Genomic DNA, 15,783 nt, shown 5'->3' with positions numbered 1-15,783 from the left:
TTATCACTTTACCAAACTAAAGTATTGTGTTAAATTTATCAAACAGATAAACACCTGTCAACCAAATGAACTGAAAAGGACGTGTAATCGATGTTTAACTTTACCCACGATGGCCATGTGCATACCCCTTTTTGTCCACACGGTACAAATGACCCGCTTGAACATTATATTCAAGTCGGAATCGAAAAAGGCTTGCAAACGATGACGTTCACAGAACATGCGCCTTTCCCCCCATCGTTCACCGACCCGGTCCCGAATCAAGACTCGGCGATGTCGATTGATCTACTTCCAGAATACCTCGATACGTTGCATCAGATGAAACAGCAGTATCAAGCGGTTATCGACATTAAAGTTGGATTAGAAGTCGACTTATTGCCTCATTTAGAGAAAGAGACCATTGCTTTACTCAAGCCTTTCGCACCATTGATTGATGAAGTCATTTTATCGCAGCATTTCCTATATGTAGATGGCACGTATATGCCGATTGATTATTCTGCCGAGACGTTTGATGAACTCATCAAAGCGTTTGGCTCATTCGAGAGCGTCATGAGAGCTTATTATGAGTCGATTGAACAGGGTCTCTCATTTTCGTGGGAAGACATCCGTGTCGCTCGTATCGGACACCTCGATCTCCCGATAAAGTATCAAAGAAACTATGAATGGGACCGCTCAAAAGTAAAAGAGGAAGAAGTACGTCTGTTACAGATGATTGCCGACCGGGGATTCGGACTTGACTTCAACACGGCCGGACTCAGAAAACCGGATTGTGGGGTACCTTACGTCGCCGGACTTGCAAAATCCGCGAACGACCTGCACATCCCGTTCACGATGGGTTCGGATGCGCACCTCGCTCAAGATGTGGCGGCTGGATTCGACTTCATTGCACAAAAAAAAGCCACGTTCCTATGAACGTGGCTTTTTGACAGCGATCTAGCTATCTAGATCCCCATGCTTATGGTTGACAACGATATGGCGTTCCATTTCTTCATCTGTAAACATCATACCATAACGAATAAAAGATGCAATAAAAAATTGGGTGAAATGGTTCACCCAATTGAGATCACATTGCCGCATATAATGTTTTCAAGTCGTTTGTCGCTTCCTCGTCCATTTGAATGGCCACGAGTTCAACGTATTGGAGCGCTGGATCTTGATCTTTCGACAATGCGACAATCTCAGCAGCCGCCTTATCTAATGCCAACAAGATTCCTGATACACCAAGCGTCGGATAGTATCGAAGGAGTGCACGAACATGTTTAATCTCTGATACTTCATTTCCGTTAATGGTTAATGATTTGACGGCAAGCTCCTTGTGCATGCCAATCGCAAATTTATCTTCCCACACTTCTTCGAGTGTGATCAACGCCTCTACTTCATATGCACCATCTGTAAAGCGAACGAGTTTTTCCATGTGTAAATTCCCCTCTCTTGAATCTACTTTTATTATATAAGAGATTTTAAAGTGTATATTGTGAAATATTGAACATTATGTGTAAAGTTTGTCTCACCTTATTTTGAACAAAAAAAGGCCCCTCCGAGGAGGGGCGAATAATGGAAGAGTAAAACACCATTGGCAGTACATTAATAATATATCACCTAATGAAAACGTTTACAATGTATTTTTGTACATTTTTTCAAGTGGCATATGTAACACTTCAATCCCGCTTTCACGCATCAATTCTAACCCATCCCCATGCTCATAACCGACGGCATATACGACTCGTGCGACACGTGCCGCAATTAAGGCGAGTGAACAGGCATGACATGGTGAATGCGTGACATACGCTGTCGCACCAAATGCATTCGTTGAATCGGCAGCGAGTTTTCCAATCGCGTTGATTTCCGCATGGATTTCATGTTGCTTCGACCAGTGATGGTGATCATATGGGTCTGTACACTTGATATATGTCACACCATCTCGGATGAGTCGTGCCGGTTCGTTGATCATATCGAGATCCGTCGATGCAACATAGTCGGCATGCTTATAGAACCCATCTTCTTGCTTGATATAGATTTCATTACAGTTCGTATGACCAGATGGTGTACCATTCAGGCCAATTGAAATCGGTTTTTCGTCTTTTACAATGACACAGGCTACACTCTTCGATGCACACTTCGAGTGCCGCTCGGCCATCATATCAGCGAATAATAACCACGTCTCATCCCACAATCGTTGCTTCTCCACTCAAGTCCCTCCTCGTAGAAAAGGAAAGTCTGATTGCTCAGACTTCCCCCTTAGTATCCAGTGTCCTTTGGTAGTTCTTTATTTTTCGAAGCGATTTCGATGACCTTCTCCTTCAATTCGTGCTCCATACGGTCAAGTTCGCGCTCGGCGTCACGACGTTTTTGCTTCCCTTCTTGCTGGATGCGTAACGTTTCATCCAACGTAGAGAGTAAGTTCTCGTGAGCGACTTTCAGTGATTCAACAGAGACAATCCCTTTTTCATTTTCTTGAGCGATTTCAATCGATGAATCTTTGAGCATCTTCGAGTTTTGCTCAAGCAGTTGATTCGTTGTCTTCGTCACATCCTGCTGCATACGAAGTGCCGTTTTCTGGCGCGTCAAGCTGAGTGCAAGAACGACTTGGTTTTTCCAAAGCGGAATCGTGTTGACGACCGCTGACTCGATCTTTTCAGCAAGGATTTGGTTGTTCTGCTGAATGACCCGAATCTGAGGTGCCATTTGAAGGCTAATCGTACGACTCAATTTTAAATCGTGCAACTTTTTCTCAAAACGGTCCGCTAATTGAATCATATCGTTCAATTGTTGAAGCTTCGATTGATCTTTAGAAATTTCTACTTCTTGACGTAACGGAGCAATCTCATGTTCCCGTACATGGTCAAGCTTTGTCTCACCCGCAGCGATATAGACGTTCAACTCTTCGAAATACCGCTTGTTCTTATCATACATCTGATCGAGCATCGTGATGTCTTTCATGAGACCGAACTTCGCACGATCGAGGTTATGGATGACCTCTTCCAAATAGACGTTCATTTTTTCGAACTGAAGCTTATAGTTTTCAGCCTTCTTCTTCGCACGACCGATGAGTGGGATATTATCCATGAAACTCTTTTTCTCCGGTTGAAGCATATCGGGGTCCATCTTACGGACGTTTTGCATCAAATCAGACAACAGCTTCCCGGCATCGCCGCCATCTTTCATCCGCACTTCCGTCAAAATTTGATCAGAGAATTGGGAAAGTTCACGTTGGACGTTCGACCCGAACAACATGACAGAGTCTGTCTTCTTAATATCAATGGATTCAGCCAATCGCGTGATGCGCTCACGATGCTCTTGAGGCACGTCCGGTTTCGCTTGAATGGCCGGCACTTCATGTGGCTGTGTAACAGATGACCATTCGACAGATGGGTCACTGAACCCCTCCGTCTCGGTTTTTGTTTTCGTATCAGAAGTCAGTTCTTCTTCCGGCCATGACTGCCAGTTCGTTTCATTCGATGAAGTCATGTTTCTTTCTCCCTTCCGGCTGATCAGATAAAACCCGCTCCATCATGATCAGTTCGCGTTCAAAGTCTACGGCGTCATCTTCAAGGAGACGTCCGCGTTGTTCTTTAAATTTATCGACAATTAGTCGCATATTTGTGATTAATTGTTCCCGAGTCTCTTCTTGAATGACGACTCGTTTTCCTTCAAGTTCTTTAAATTTCAAGACGACCGAGACGAGGGAATCTAAATAGAATGTGAACAGGTCACGAACATGCTTGGCGTCTTGTGGATTTTCGAAGAGTTCCTCGAACAATTCATGTGCTTCTTTCGAGACGGCCTTCATTTCACGCCTTACTTCCACATCCTTAATATCTGGTAGGACACGGTCAATCTGTTGTAATTTCTCATATCCTTGCTCAATCGTCCGTTGTAAAAATTGAAGCTCTAAATCATCTGTCGCCTCGAATTGTCGTGTAGGTATCGGCTCTTCGATCGGTTTTAAAATCCTCGATCCAGAGAACGATTCTTCCTCATCGAGCAACAGTTTTTTCTTGGCACGTTTTGCCACCGTTGTCGGTGTTCGTTGACGATGTTTGCGCTTGTTCGTCGACCACACTTCATTCAAGACGAGCGCCCCTACAATAATGAATAACCAGGAGAAATCGAATACGTTAATGGCAAAGTATATGACTGCCCCTGTCAGGGCCCATTTCATCCATGTTTTCATTCTTTTCACCTCATCTCATGTTACTTCTATTGTACATTACGAAACCACTCAACAAAAGTTTCGTCATCCCTATCATTTTAGCATAATAAAATTCGTCGATACCTCCGTCCACAGGTGTAGAATCAACTACCTATATCGACTACTTTCCCGTTGCGAGACGAAAAAAACCGTAGACTCATAGAGCCTACGGTTCGTTTGTTATGTGGTGATCCATGTAGAAACCATGACGATCGCGACAGTTACAGGAATGACATAGCGAATGAGCGCATGCCAGATTGGGTAAAGCTTCACACCAGGTTTGGATGTTTCGATTTCATCCTTTAGGACACGTTGGTCAACGACATAACCGACAAAGATGGAAGTCAAGAGTGCACCCGTCGGCATTAAAATGTAGCTGACGAGATAGTCCATCGTATCGAAGAACGTCCGACCGTTCCAAATCTGTACCTCACTCAAGAGTCCGAACGAGAGCGCGGATGGTACTCCCACGATGAAGACGAGAAGGGCGGCTGTCACCGTCACTTTCTTTTTCGTCCATGACGATTTCTTCTCATTCAGACGATCGGTCACACCTGCGACGACGACTTCTAACATGGCAATCGACGATGTGATCGATGCGAAAGCAAACAATAAGAAGAACAAGACCATGAAGAATCCACCGAGCGGTACTTGGTTGAAGACTGCCGGTAAAACGACGAAGAGTAATGCTGGACCTTCAGCCGGATCAAGACCTGATGCAAAGACTGCCGGGAAGATGGCTAGTCCTGCTAAAAGTGAAACCGCAATGTTCAATAAGACGATCATGTTCGCTGAACGGTTCAATGTTCCTTTCGTCTTAATATAAGACGCATATGTCAGCATCGCTGCGACCCCCAACGATAAGGAGAAGAACGCCTGTCCGAGGGCAAACAATACCGATTCACCAGTCAATGCAGAGAAGTCAGGCTGTAAGAAGAAGCGAACCCCTTCCATCGCCCCGTCAAGCGTCAACGAGCGGACAACGAGAACTAAGAAACTGATGAACAAGAGCGGCATCAAAATTTTACTCATCCGTTCAATCCCCGCTTCAACGCCACGTAAGACAATTAATAGTGTAATGAAGAGGAATAAGAATTGTCCGAGTACGGCGATACCTGGTGTGGAAACGACGTTTCCGAACACTTCACCGAATTCGTCTGCCGAACGTCCACTGAGCGTTCCACTTAAACCGAGTCCGATATAGATGAGAACCCATCCCCCAATAACACTATAGAAGGAAAGTAACAAGAAACAAGCAATGACACCTAAATAACCGATAATGGTCCAGCGACCATGCCCTAACTGTTTGAAAGCGAGAAGTGCAGTCTTTTGAGTCGAACGTCCGACAATAAATTCACCAATCAATAATGGCAGACCAAGTAATAATGTGAACGCCAAAAACATGAGTAAAAAGGCACCGCCCCCGCTCGTTCCGGTGACATATGGAAATTTCCAGATTGCACCTAAACCGATTGCCGACCCTGCGGCAGCTAGTATGAATCCAATTTTTGAGGCGAATGAATTTTGCGCCATGATTACCCCTACTTCCTGTTTTTCATTTCATTTTCATAATAATAGTGAAATACTAACATGGTTCCAAGATGAGAACAACAAAAAAACAGAGAAAAGTCTGAATACTTTTCTCTGTTGATGCTTTATGGCGTTAAAAAGGTGAGGGCACGCTCTCGGATTCGGATCGACAATTTGTCTGCTTCGAAGTGCTCCCCATCGACATCGATGATTTGTGGCGCATTCAATTCTAGCTCGATATGAGAAGCCTGGAAGTGATTCCACTCCGTCGACTTCTGATCGAGACCGAGTTGTTGGGCCAACAGCTGTCGAATCATGGGAAATCCGATTGCCGAACTGTGAACGACTTCTAGCAATCCATCAGAAAACGATTGTGTCTCTAGTTTGGTCGGGACCGTACCGAGATAACTCCCGTTCCCAACATAGAGAAAACTAACGTCACCGTCATATATTACTTCACTGCCCCGCCGAAGCGTGATGTTGAATGGGTCCGCTTCACGGAACTGACGGATTGTCGCTAAAAAATATCCGATTGAGCCTAATGATTCTTTTTCATCCGGATCGATTTGACGAGATGTATCCGCGATCAAACCGACGCCTACGAAATTGAGCGCATACATCTCATCGACTTGAATGACATCGACATATTGTTCGTGAGAGGAACGAATGATTTGAGCAGCCTGTGTCGGTTGAATTGGCAGTTCAAGCGCTCGTGCGAAGTCATTACATGTTCCTGCTGGAATGATGCCGACCGTCGGCCGTTCCTCGCGCTGTAAGGTCATTAACCCATTCACTACTTCGTTTAGCGTACCGTCCCCGCCAATGACAATCAGATGGTCGAACGATTCGCTTGTTTCGGCGAATCGGAGCGCGTCCCCGATTTCCTGTGTCTTTTTGATGATGATTTCTTCATAGAGCGATTCAATCGTTCCGATGACTTCGCCGAGCATTGTTTCGCTCGTACCGGACTTCGGATTCGAAATAATCAAAGCTCTCATAGTAATCCTTCCTGTTCTAAGAAGTCTTTCGCTACATCGTACGCGCGTTCATTTCCGTACGCGACCCGTCGATTCAATTCAGACATCTGTTCGTCTGTGATTTTACCTGCGAGCTGATTGAGCGCATCCTCGATTTCTGGATACTCTTCAAGTGTCTCTTCCTTCATGAGCGGCGCTCCCTGGTATGGTGGGAAGAATTGACGATCGTCTTCTAAGACGACCAGGTCGTTCTCGGCAATATCAGGATCCGTCGCATACGCGTCGACTAGATTGACATCCCCTCGTGCGATGGCGCGATAGCGCAATTTTTGCTCCATTGAGACGACAGACGGGAAATCAAGCCCGTACTCGTTTTGTAGTCCTGGATAACCGTCTTCACGGTCGGTGAATTCAAGTGTAAACCCGGCTTGAATATCAGACTGTACGTTTCGTAAATCTGAAATAGCCGTAATGTCTTCCGCCTCTGCATAGTCACGTGGAATCGCGAGCGCATACGTATTGTTAAACTGCATCGGTTCGAGCATCACGTATCCGTCTTCTGCCAGTGCCTCTCTCGCTTGTTCGTACACTTCACCGGCATCGTTTGATTCAGGTGTCTCTTTGACGAGACTCGCCAGTGCCGTACCTGTAAACTCCGGATAAATATCAACGTCTCCAGATTGGAGTGCGCCCCATACGAATGTCGTCTCCCCGAAGTTCGGTTTCACAGATACAGTCAAATCTGTTTCTTCTTCAATCAACAACTTATACATATTCATTAGGATTTCCGGCTCGGGACCAAGTTTACCGGCAACAACAAGGTCTGTTTCTTGCGAACGACCGAACGCGAGCGGTGTGACGATGACCAAGGCGAGGACAGTAGAAACAGCAATCAATTTCGCCTTGTTTCGAGTCGCTGTCGCACCTTCCATCTGACGCAACAAGAAGTCAAATAAGAGTGCCAAAATCGCGGCCGGGATGGCACCTAGTAAAATTAAGTAATTGTCATTCCGGTTAATCCCGAGCAAGATCAGCGTACCGAGTCCACCTGCTCCGACTAAAGCAGCGAGCGTCGCCGTACCGACAATCAGAACCATCGCGGTCCGGATACCAGCCATGATGACCGGTAAAGCAAGCGGGAGTTCAACTTTCATCAAACTTTGATTCGGCTTCATTCCACAAGCTCGAGCGGCTTCAAGCAACGATTTATCCACTTCATTCAACCCAGTGAACGTGTTTCGTAAAATAGGTAGGAGCGCATATAAGACAAGCGCAATAATAGCAGGTAATGCCCCGATTCCAACGAGCGGAATCATCAAACCAAGTAAGGCAAGCGACGGAATCGTTTGAATAATCGCAGTGACACCAATGGCGGTTTCGGCGATTTTCTTACGGCGCGTCAGCCAGATTCCCAATGGTACGGCAATCAATACGGCAATCAAAAGCGATACGACAGAGAGCTGCAAGTGCTCAATCAGTGCCTCGACAAGCTGTCCTTGTCTATTTTGGAACGTCTCAAGCATCCAGCTCACCTCTTCCACGTTGTGTAAATTCTAAGACGAACGGATCTTCACTCGCCAATATTTCTTCTGGTGTACCGACTAGTATGAGTTCCCCATCACGCATTAACGCGATGCGATCACCAAGCTTCATCGCTTCTTGCATGTCGTGTGTGACAAACAAGATCGTTTTGCCAAGTTCGTCATTCAAGCGCTTAATATCATCTTGCAATTGACCACGGCTGATCGGATCAAGCGCAGAAAAGGGTTCGTCCATGAGGATGACGTCCGGGTCTGCAGCTAAAGCACGCAACACGCCTACGCGCTGCTGTTGACCTCCTGATAATTCTGCTGGCTTTTTCGAGCGAAGTTTCGGATCGAGACCGGCAATCTTCATCAATTCGGTCACACGGTCTTTCGTTCGTTCTTTTTTCCATTTCAAAAGCTCAGGTACGACAGAGATATTTTCTTCCACTGTTAAGTGAGGGAATAATGCAATCTGTTGGAGTACATAACCGATGTTTCGACGTAACTCAAAAATATCGAATTGATAGATTTCTTTTCCATCAATTAAAATTTTTCCGTCCGTATGATCGATTAATCGATTGACCATTTTCATCGTCGTTGTCTTGCCACAACCTGAAGGTCCGATCAATACGAAGATTTCTCCTCTATTTACTGTTAAGCTTAATTCTTTGACGGCTAACGTCCCGTCTTCATAACGTTTTGATACATCACGAAACTCAATCAACCTGATCCCTCCTCAACTATTTCCAAAATGGAAATTCAAATAATAGTTTGCCCGTTTCTCTACTTTGTTAAACAAAAAAAGGCTCTCCTAATTGGAGAACCTGATTTTTAGTATAGCGTTACTTCAATATGTCGACGCCCCCATTGGATCGCGTCCTGTTTTGAATCGACGAGTAAATCGACGATATGTCCTTTTATTCTACCACCTGTATCAAGGGCAATCGCATCACCGACACCTTGGATGTGGACTTTTGACCCTAAAGGAATGATGGCTGGGTCGACGGCGATAATTCGCATTCCGTTATAATAAATCGAATCAGTCACATCATGACCCGTGGCCGTTAATACACGACCGCCGTACGCCTTGTTATCCGCAACATCATTTGAATAAGCGGTCGATTCGACTGTAATGACTTTTTTAGATGTAGATACTGGTGTTGCACTGACTGATTGAGTGGCAGAAACCGACGTTTTTGCAGCTGTTGCCTGTTCCGCTGCTTTTCGCTCTTCCTCCGCTTTTCGTTCTGCTTCAAGTTTCGCAAGTCTTGCTTTCTCTGCTTCTTCTTTTGCTTTCTCTTCCGCAAGACGTTCTGCTTCGATCCGTTTCTCTTCTGCGATGCGTTTTTCTTCAGCAAGTTTCTTTTGGCGGGCGATTTCTTTTTGTCGTTTTTCTTCAATTGCTTGGCGTTCTAGTTCAAGCGGGTTTTGTACGATTTTCTGTTCTGTCCCGATTCCGATCTGTGCAGCATCTGCCTGATCGATGAATGTGAACAACCCCATTATCGTAGCTCCAATGACGATCATATATTTTAATAATTTCATCGTAGTAAGGTCATCACCTTTCTCGTTATGTAACGAACAGATGTTAATTTACCACGAGAAGTCCCGTCAAAGTAGTGATTTTATCGAAGTGAAACATTCCTGACATATGACAAAAAAATCGGTTACAGATTGTAATAATTGAAATAAACGTTGATATTCCATGGGTTCACAAAAAAATTACAGATTCGTTACAATCAATCGTGTAACAAACCTGTAATCTTCCTGTCATGATTAACGCTTATTCATTTGGCTCAATTTCATACGTTCTGAGCATACCCCACGGTGCGACATCAACTTGAACCGTGAACGATTGCTTACCTTTTATCGCATCCATCTCATCTTCCGACACACGATACGAACCCATTTCTTCTATATAAAGAAGACGATCATAATAGTTTGCCCGAATGCCACCCAAAAACGGTTTCGACTCAATCCGATCGAGGACAGCATATCCATCTTCCCCTTCTTTAAAGGAAACATATACCGTTCCGGTTTCGACATCTTGTCGTCCTTTGAAGGCATCATACTCGAGATAAATGGAATCCCCAAAATAAGGGTCATACGGTTCGAACGAAGACCCTTTAAACGTGTACGTCTCCCCGACCCACGATATGGCATAGACAAGAATCACAAAGACGATGGCAATCAAGACTTGAGCAACCGGGACAAGCCAAACAGAAAATCGTTTCATGTCGTCACATCCCCTCTCGTTCGATTACGCCACCATAGTGCGAGTGACAACGCAAAGACGATTAACGCACCAATCAAGAAGAAGAGTGAGATGTCGAGCCGATCCCACACGTAGATGAAGTAAATTGTCATTTGAACGATTAAGAAATAGATGAAGGCGAAAATTGTTCGTTGCCTCATCATGTCTTGGCGAACCAAGTACGCTAGTGCGACTACTTCAATTAATACCGCCAGTAGTACTCCAGAATCCTCGAACAATGCAAAGGGAATCACCGCAAGAAAACTTACCCACAAAAGATCGCTCCGACGATGGATCAAGTAGACAGCAACAAGCGCAATCGATAAAAGTGTTGCTTCTAAAATCGAGGGTGGTCTTTGGGAAAGCCAACTTTCAGTTACGTTCACTAAATAGCCAATCGAAAGGACCGCAGCGACAAATAAATATGTGACTTGCCATCCAGCTCGTTTTCGATAAATTAAAAGCAATGCGTGCATAATGACGAGTGACCAAAGTGGCCATAGTCTACCTTCATAGTCAACATATTGACCAAAAATGTTGAGAATCCCGTAAAAAGTAAGCCATGCGAACGAACGGTCTAATGATTCATCAACAAAATGGAACCAGATCCATGTCACGATTAGAGCAATCCCAATCAAAATCAGCCCGATGCTTTCAAAACTATTTGTGATGGCTAAAAAGGCAGCGATTGCGGTGATCATGGAGAAAATGACGTGCTCATATATGATTCGGTGAAGTACTGCCATCGTGAAGACAATCCAGAACAGAAACGTCAACTGACCCGACAGATTATACGTTGTGAAGATGACCGCCATGGTCGCGATAAAGAAAACGAATCCTAGTACACGTAACACCGTGACATATCTTGGTGTTTTCAAGCGAACTCGCTCGGCAAACACATAAAATCCAACCATAAATAGAAGAAACAAACCGATTTTCAAAAGGTCAGGAATCGCTTGCCAGTTGGCTGCGACGAAACTGAAAAGGCTAAGAGCCAACAAAATGGATCCGACAATGACCAAAACGGGCGGCTTGTGATCATGTTGCTCACTAGCCGCCCGTCGTTTATGTTCATAGTCGACTAGTCTTAACCCCGTCGCTTCATCCAATAAACCCGCCTCTTGCCATTCACGTACTTTTTTGTCAATGGACACCTGAATCATCCCTTTCAGAAAAAGGTCAGCTGGCGCGTTCAATCAATTCCAATTCTGATTTTAGTAAAACTTGTTTCTCGAACTCGAGTCCGAGCTGTTGAAACTCTTCCATGATTGAGACGTCTGCAATCACAGTATTGGTCAGTACGGCGGTCACTTCAGCGACCCATCCTTCACGAGTCGACTTCACGATATCACCTACGAGGAATTCTTCAGACACACCCATTCACTTCCAATCTAAATTTGTTTCTATCATTATAACGAAATTATAACCGTTTGAATACGTTTTCTTTTATCCGTTTAATAAATTGTGTTAAGAATTTTCCAGTAAGTCCCCAAATGATGTAGTCTTCATGTTCATAAAAAGGTTCTTTCATTTTAATTACCCGTTTTTTGTACGCTTTAGCATTCGCCAATCGATCTAACGGAATATTTTGATCCGGACTCATCGTCCATTCCATCTCTCCGTGGAATGGATCTATCATGAGCAAGGTAGAAATCGGTACGGTAAACAAATGATCGACCTCATCCGTCCCTTCCACACTCGGTACTTCCGATAGGATTCCGACAAACGGATAAATCAATTGACGATGAGGCGTAGCAAGCGGTCGCAATTTGCCTACGACTTCTACATTATCTGCAGAAATCTCTAACTCTTCGCATGTTTCCCGGATTGCCGCTTCTACGGGTGTTTCTCCTTTCTCAAGGCGTCCCCCTGGAAATGAGATCTCCCCAGGTTGCTGCCGCATCGTGTGGGCGCGTACCTCAAACACAACGTGCCATTCCTGATCGATTTGAACGAGTGGGATTAACACTGCCGCTGTCTGTTCATAATCTTCATCCATTGTAAAACTATCTCGAATCTGTTCTTCTGTGATCCATGGCTGCACAATGCTCACTCACCTTCCATCATCGAATATCATATATCGTTCTATACCCTACTTTTCGTTTAGTCGCTGCCAATGTCGGAAATATCATTATTAATGATAGGAGTTGATCAGCGTGGAGGAACAAGTAGATGTATTGATTGTCGGTGCCGGACCAACCGGCCTGACGCTCGGACTCACCTTAGCCAGATATGGCGTATCTTTTCAAATCATTGATCGTAAGACGACCCCGTCGGACAATTCACGAGCCATCGGGATCCAGCCGCGGACCATCGAAGTGTTTTCTCGTTTAGATGTTGCGCAAGAAGTGCTTGAGCGTGCCCGAACAATTGAGCGGGGGAATCTATATTTTTCGGGACAGTGGACAGCAAAGCTTGAGTTCTCCAAACTCGTGACCCCTTATCCGTTCGTGACGTTATTACGTCAAAATGAAACCGAAGAGATTTTGGAACGCGCCCTACGAAAACATGGACATGTTGTGAAGCGCGGGGAAACCTTGTCATCCATTACCCAATATCCATCCCGTACCATCGCACATTTGACCGCCACTGATGGGATGACTCGTGCCGTTGAAGCGAAATATGTTGTCGCCGCCGATGGAGCAAACAGCTCGGTTCGTCGGATGCTCGCCCTTCCGTTTAGCGGTAAATCATTTAAAGAGGCTTGGGTGTTAGCCGATTTGAAGGCGGATTGGCCGATATCCCGGGAAGAGGTTCATATCTTTTTTTCGGATCGAGGAGTGCTTGAAGTCTTCCCGCTCACGGATGAAACAATTCGTATAACGGGAAACTTGAGAACGGATGAATCATTCCAAGAATCGGATCTTCAAGAATTGGTGGAGCAACGCAGTCATATGCCGGTCCATATTCACGATGTTGAATGGTTCTCTTTATTCCGTGTGCACAATCGCATGGTCGATACGTTCATCCATAATCGCATCATTCTCATGGGGGATGCGGCACATATTAACTCCCCGGTCGGCGGACAAGGGATGAACACCGGGATAGCGGATGCCTTCAACTTAGGTTGGAAACTGTGGTTACATCTCAAAACTGGCGCTCCCCATCACGTCGTGTCCACCTATCGGGACGAGCGCGAACATGTTGCCCGCAACGTGCTACAGACGACGAATATCGCAACGGAGATGTTGCAGACGACCCTCCCGATGCTCTTGCCGTTCCAAGCAATCGGTGCGGATGTCTTCACTCGCGTCAATCTCGTCAACCAGAAGATCACCGAACGGATCTCTCAGCTCCATTTATCGTATCCGAATGCGCTTCGGTTACCGTTTCGTCGCGTCGCGGAAGGAAAGATCTTTCCGGAGACTGAGATTTTACGAACGGATGACGGGTTTCGGACAAAAATATCCGAAATCGCGGACGGACGGTTTCAAGTGCTCGTATTTGACGATGGGAAACGTGATTTGTCATCCATCTATGACTATTTGAACAAGAACCAGCCGTTCATTCAAACGATTACCTTATCTAAGACGAGTCGCCCGTTTTTCGATCAAGGAAACGAACTAGCCAAATCACTCTTTATGAAACGTGGCATATTAGTCATTCGTCCAGACGGTTATTTGTTGCATAAGCAACATCACGTTCGCTTAAAGCCGTTACAGGACAAGTTGGCCGTCTGGCTGCCTTCCTCTTAAACGTGTATAAATGGAGAGCCTCACCGTATGGGTGAAGCTCTCCATGTCATGACTATTCAACGTTTACATATAGAATACCTGGTTTCGAGAGCGTCAAATCGTAAAACGCTTCAAACGCCTCGATATCTTCTAATTTTCGGAAATCGATTTGATCTGTCTCTTCATTCGGAATGGCCACGATGATACCTTCCTCTGTCGATTTGATCATGCCCGTTTGTCCGTTATGAATTCGAATATAGAGTACTTGCTGATTTTCTAGGAGTGAGATCGCCTCTCGTCTCGATTGAATCGGTTTTTTCATTTCATCCCCTCTTTTCCATTTCAGTATACCGTTCGCTCCATATTGCTTTCAACTCGCCACACCATTAAACTTGTGTAAAGAAGGGGTTGAAGGCATTGGAAACATTATTGATCATCGTACTCGCCATTTTGTTTGTCATTTTGGTCTCGATTCGGACAATTCGCAACTTAAAGTGGGTTCGTTTCGGTGAAGCATTCGGGAAACAAGGTGAAGAACTTTTAGGTGATTATCATTATTTGACCGAGCAGGGCATCACCTGTCGTGTGGAACAAGGACTACCGACCGGCAAACTATTAAAGCCGCTCGCAAAAAACTTGGACGATCGCGTTGCACTGTTCGTTCACCGAGATGATGCGGCAAAAGCAAGAGAGCTTTTAAAATAAGAAGAAGGCCGAATGATTGGTATTCGGCCTTCTTCTTATTTATGTACTTGTCGCTCAGAACAATAATAGGCGATTTGTTTGACGAGCGGCTCTGTCAACGTCTCAAGGTTCGTTTTACTGATCACCTGATCCACTAGAGCGAATGAATCTCCACAATTCGCCTTAATTCGTTCTAACTTCAATCGTTCCGTTTCCGGGAAGATTAAAAACGAATAGACGGGAATTGCTTGATTACATTCTTTTTTTAATCGTGACCGCACTTGTTTGGTCATCCGTTCTAATTCCGTGACAGGATGAGGATAAACCTGTTTCCACCCCATCGAGGTCTCGGTTCGACATTCCCGGTTCGTCATATGGACGGAGTCTGGAGTTCGATTTAATTGAATCAAGAAGACGCCTTTAGGTCCGACGAGCACGTAATGAACGAGATCATCCCCTAATTTGACTTGTTCAATCATCATCCAATCAAATCGGCATGTTTGTCTGATGTTTTCGACGAGACGATCTGTATAGCAGGTTGGTGCTTTCATCACTTCTTCTTTCACACGAAACAGCTTTTTTGTCTGTTGTTTGACTGGTTGTTTCTCCGTGGCCGTTAACACTTGTAACATAGACTCCACCCCCTATTCATTATTCGCTTGGACCGACTTGCTTTCCAAAGACCGCTTTTTCGAGATTTGAGATACGGCGTAACATGTCATAATTTGACGCAACCGGTTGTGCTGGTTTAACTGGTTCCGACGCAGGCGCAGGTTCCCGTCGCAACGAGTCGTTTTCTTTTTGAAGACGCTCGATTTCTTTCGCCATTTTTTCATAATCGCGAATGACGACATCTAAAAATTGATCGACTTCTTCTTGTGAATAACCACGTAACGCCGTCTTGAATTCTTGTTTATAAATCGCTTCTGCTGTTAATTCCGTTTGCATC

The 15,783-nt window shown here is 45.0% G+C and carries 18 protein-coding genes and 1 pseudogene; 3 read left to right on the top strand and 16 right to left on the bottom strand.

All coding sequences use genetic code 11. The features are described from left to right. Positions 1–90: 90 nt before the first annotated feature. Positions 91–909, top strand: a complete 819-nt coding sequence (gene hisJ / locus OKS35_RS03150; RefSeq protein ID WP_264092445.1) for a histidinol-phosphatase HisJ — start codon at positions 91–93, stop codon at positions 907–909. A 151-nt stretch (positions 910–1,060) separates the two neighbouring features. On the opposite strand, the gene OKS35_RS03145 is transcribed toward hisJ, so the two are convergent. The 13 genes and pseudogenes from OKS35_RS03145 to OKS35_RS03085 all read right to left on the bottom strand — a co-directional run bounded on the left by OKS35_RS03145 (position 1,061) and on the right by OKS35_RS03085 (position 12,520). Then, positions 1,061–1,411, bottom strand: coding sequence for a hypothetical protein (locus OKS35_RS03145; RefSeq protein ID WP_078146776.1), 351 nt, complete (start codon positions 1,409–1,411; stop codon positions 1,061–1,063). 198 nt (positions 1,412–1,609) lie between these two features. Further along, on the bottom strand, positions 1,610–2,185 hold the full coding sequence (locus tag OKS35_RS03140; protein ID WP_078146775.1) for a deoxycytidylate deaminase: 576 nt from the start codon (positions 2,183–2,185) through the stop codon (positions 1,610–1,612). A 50-nt stretch (positions 2,186–2,235) separates the two neighbouring features. After that, positions 2,236–3,465 (bottom strand): toxic anion resistance protein, encoded by a 1,230-nt coding sequence (locus OKS35_RS03135; protein WP_012726130.1) that lies wholly within the window; start codon positions 3,463–3,465, stop codon positions 2,236–2,238. Beyond that, positions 3,449–4,171 carry a 5-bromo-4-chloroindolyl phosphate hydrolysis family protein gene (locus OKS35_RS03130; RefSeq protein WP_264092444.1) on the bottom strand — a complete coding sequence of 241 codons (723 nt, stop codon included), beginning with the start codon at positions 4,169–4,171 and terminating at the stop codon, positions 3,449–3,451. Before OKS35_RS03130 ends, OKS35_RS03135 begins: the two co-directional genes overlap by 17 nt. 198 nt (positions 4,172–4,369) lie before the next feature. Beyond that, positions 4,370–5,722 carry a sodium-dependent transporter gene (locus OKS35_RS03125; protein WP_230234075.1) on the bottom strand — a complete coding sequence of 451 codons (1,353 nt, stop codon included), beginning with the start codon at positions 5,720–5,722 and terminating at the stop codon, positions 4,370–4,372. 122 nt (positions 5,723–5,844) lie between these two features. After that, on the bottom strand, positions 5,845–6,717 hold the full coding sequence (locus OKS35_RS03120) for a diacylglycerol/lipid kinase family protein (RefSeq protein ID WP_214734163.1): 873 nt from the start codon (positions 6,715–6,717) through the stop codon (positions 5,845–5,847). Further along, complete coding sequence (locus OKS35_RS03115) at positions 6,714–8,219, bottom strand: ABC transporter permease/substrate-binding protein (RefSeq protein WP_214691010.1); 1,506 nt, start codon at positions 8,217–8,219, stop codon at positions 6,714–6,716. The genes OKS35_RS03120 and OKS35_RS03115 overlap by 4 nt, the downstream gene beginning before the upstream one ends. Before the next feature lie 10 nt (positions 8,220–8,229). Continuing rightward, positions 8,230–8,946, bottom strand: a pseudogene (locus tag OKS35_RS03110) (ABC transporter ATP-binding protein); the annotation flags it as partial. A 107-nt stretch (positions 8,947–9,053) separates the two neighbouring features. Then, complete coding sequence (locus tag OKS35_RS03105) at positions 9,054–9,767, bottom strand: 3D domain-containing protein (protein WP_264092443.1); 714 nt, start codon at positions 9,765–9,767, stop codon at positions 9,054–9,056. A gap of 238 nt (positions 9,768–10,005) precedes the next feature. Next, complete coding sequence (locus OKS35_RS03100; protein WP_074037155.1) at positions 10,006–10,458, bottom strand: GDYXXLXY domain-containing protein; 453 nt, start codon at positions 10,456–10,458, stop codon at positions 10,006–10,008. Next, on the bottom strand, positions 10,455–11,639 hold the full coding sequence (locus OKS35_RS03095; RefSeq protein ID WP_264093049.1) for a DUF2157 domain-containing protein: 1,185 nt from the start codon (positions 11,637–11,639) through the stop codon (positions 10,455–10,457). The genes OKS35_RS03100 and OKS35_RS03095 overlap by 4 nt, the downstream gene beginning before the upstream one ends. Before the next feature lie 16 nt (positions 11,640–11,655). Further along, positions 11,656–11,856, bottom strand: coding sequence for a DUF2187 family protein (locus OKS35_RS03090; RefSeq protein WP_026826130.1), 201 nt, complete (start codon positions 11,854–11,856; stop codon positions 11,656–11,658). A 40-nt stretch (positions 11,857–11,896) separates the two neighbouring features. Beyond that, on the bottom strand, positions 11,897–12,520 hold the full coding sequence (locus OKS35_RS03085; RefSeq protein WP_264092442.1) for an NUDIX hydrolase: 624 nt from the start codon (positions 12,518–12,520) through the stop codon (positions 11,897–11,899). 112 nt (positions 12,521–12,632) lie between these two features. On the opposite strand from OKS35_RS03085, the gene OKS35_RS03080 reads away from it, so the two are divergent. Then, on the top strand, positions 12,633–14,171 hold the full coding sequence (locus OKS35_RS03080; protein WP_264092441.1) for an FAD-dependent monooxygenase: 1,539 nt from the start codon (positions 12,633–12,635) through the stop codon (positions 14,169–14,171). 52 nt (positions 14,172–14,223) lie between these two features. Here the strand turns inward: OKS35_RS03080 and OKS35_RS03075 are convergent, their stop codons facing one another. Beyond that, positions 14,224–14,472: a hypothetical protein gene (locus tag OKS35_RS03075; protein ID WP_012726118.1), complete on the bottom strand. Its 249-nt coding sequence runs from the start codon at positions 14,470–14,472 to the stop codon at positions 14,224–14,226. Positions 14,473–14,567: 95 nt separating this feature from the next. Between OKS35_RS03075 and OKS35_RS03070 the strand changes: the two genes are divergently transcribed. Then, on the top strand, positions 14,568–14,855 hold the full coding sequence (locus tag OKS35_RS03070; RefSeq protein ID WP_012726117.1) for a hypothetical protein: 288 nt from the start codon (positions 14,568–14,570) through the stop codon (positions 14,853–14,855). Between the two features lie 35 nt (positions 14,856–14,890). Here OKS35_RS03070 and OKS35_RS03065 read toward each other — a convergent pair whose 3' ends face one another. Then, positions 14,891–15,466 (bottom strand): NERD domain-containing protein, encoded by a 576-nt coding sequence (locus OKS35_RS03065; RefSeq protein WP_264092440.1) that lies wholly within the window; start codon positions 15,464–15,466, stop codon positions 14,891–14,893. A 19-nt stretch (positions 15,467–15,485) separates the two neighbouring features. Beyond that, positions 15,486–15,782 carry a cell division regulator GpsB gene (gene gpsB, locus OKS35_RS03060; RefSeq protein WP_084543127.1) on the bottom strand — a complete coding sequence of 99 codons (297 nt, stop codon included), beginning with the start codon at positions 15,780–15,782 and terminating at the stop codon, positions 15,486–15,488. Position 15,783 lies beyond the last annotated feature (1 nt).

Source organism: Exiguobacterium sp. N5 (assembly GCF_025842465.1).
Lineage (GTDB): Bacteria > Bacillota > Bacilli > Exiguobacteriales > Exiguobacteriaceae > Exiguobacterium > Exiguobacterium profundum.
This window is presented reverse-complemented; position numbering and strand designations above follow the sequence as displayed.

Coding starts and splice junctions, on each gene's coding strand:
- OKS35_RS03075 (WP_012726118.1), bottom strand. CDS start 14,472: ATGAAAAAACCGATTCAATCGAGACGAGAGGCGATCTCACTCCTAGAA.
- OKS35_RS03105 (WP_264092443.1), bottom strand. CDS start 9,767: ATGAAATTATTAAAATATATGATCGTCATTGGAGCTACGATAATGGGG.
- OKS35_RS03095 (WP_264093049.1), bottom strand. CDS start 11,639: ATGATTCAGGTGTCCATTGACAAAAAAGTACGTGAATGGCAAGAGGCG.
- gpsB (WP_084543127.1), bottom strand. CDS start 15,782: ATGCAAACGGAATTAACAGCAGAAGCGATTTATAAACAAGAATTCAAG.
- OKS35_RS03125 (WP_230234075.1), bottom strand. CDS start 5,722: ATGGCGCAAAATTCATTCGCCTCAAAAATTGGATTCATACTAGCTGCC.
- OKS35_RS03130 (WP_264092444.1), bottom strand. CDS start 4,171: ATGAAAACATGGATGAAATGGGCCCTGACAGGGGCAGTCATATACTTT.
- hisJ (WP_264092445.1), top strand. CDS start 91: ATGTTTAACTTTACCCACGATGGCCATGTGCATACCCCTTTTTGTCCA.
- OKS35_RS03120 (WP_214734163.1), bottom strand. CDS start 6,717: ATGAGAGCTTTGATTATTTCGAATCCGAAGTCCGGTACGAGCGAAACA.
- OKS35_RS03065 (WP_264092440.1), bottom strand. CDS start 15,466: ATGTTACAAGTGTTAACGGCCACGGAGAAACAACCAGTCAAACAACAG.
- OKS35_RS03100 (WP_074037155.1), bottom strand. CDS start 10,458: ATGAAACGATTTTCTGTTTGGCTTGTCCCGGTTGCTCAAGTCTTGATT.
- OKS35_RS03135 (WP_012726130.1), bottom strand. CDS start 3,465: ATGACTTCATCGAATGAAACGAACTGGCAGTCATGGCCGGAAGAAGAA.
- OKS35_RS03115 (WP_214691010.1), bottom strand. CDS start 8,219: ATGCTTGAGACGTTCCAAAATAGACAAGGACAGCTTGTCGAGGCACTG.
- OKS35_RS03090 (WP_026826130.1), bottom strand. CDS start 11,856: ATGGGTGTGTCTGAAGAATTCCTCGTAGGTGATATCGTGAAGTCGACT.
- OKS35_RS03145 (WP_078146776.1), bottom strand. CDS start 1,411: ATGGAAAAACTCGTTCGCTTTACAGATGGTGCATATGAAGTAGAGGCG.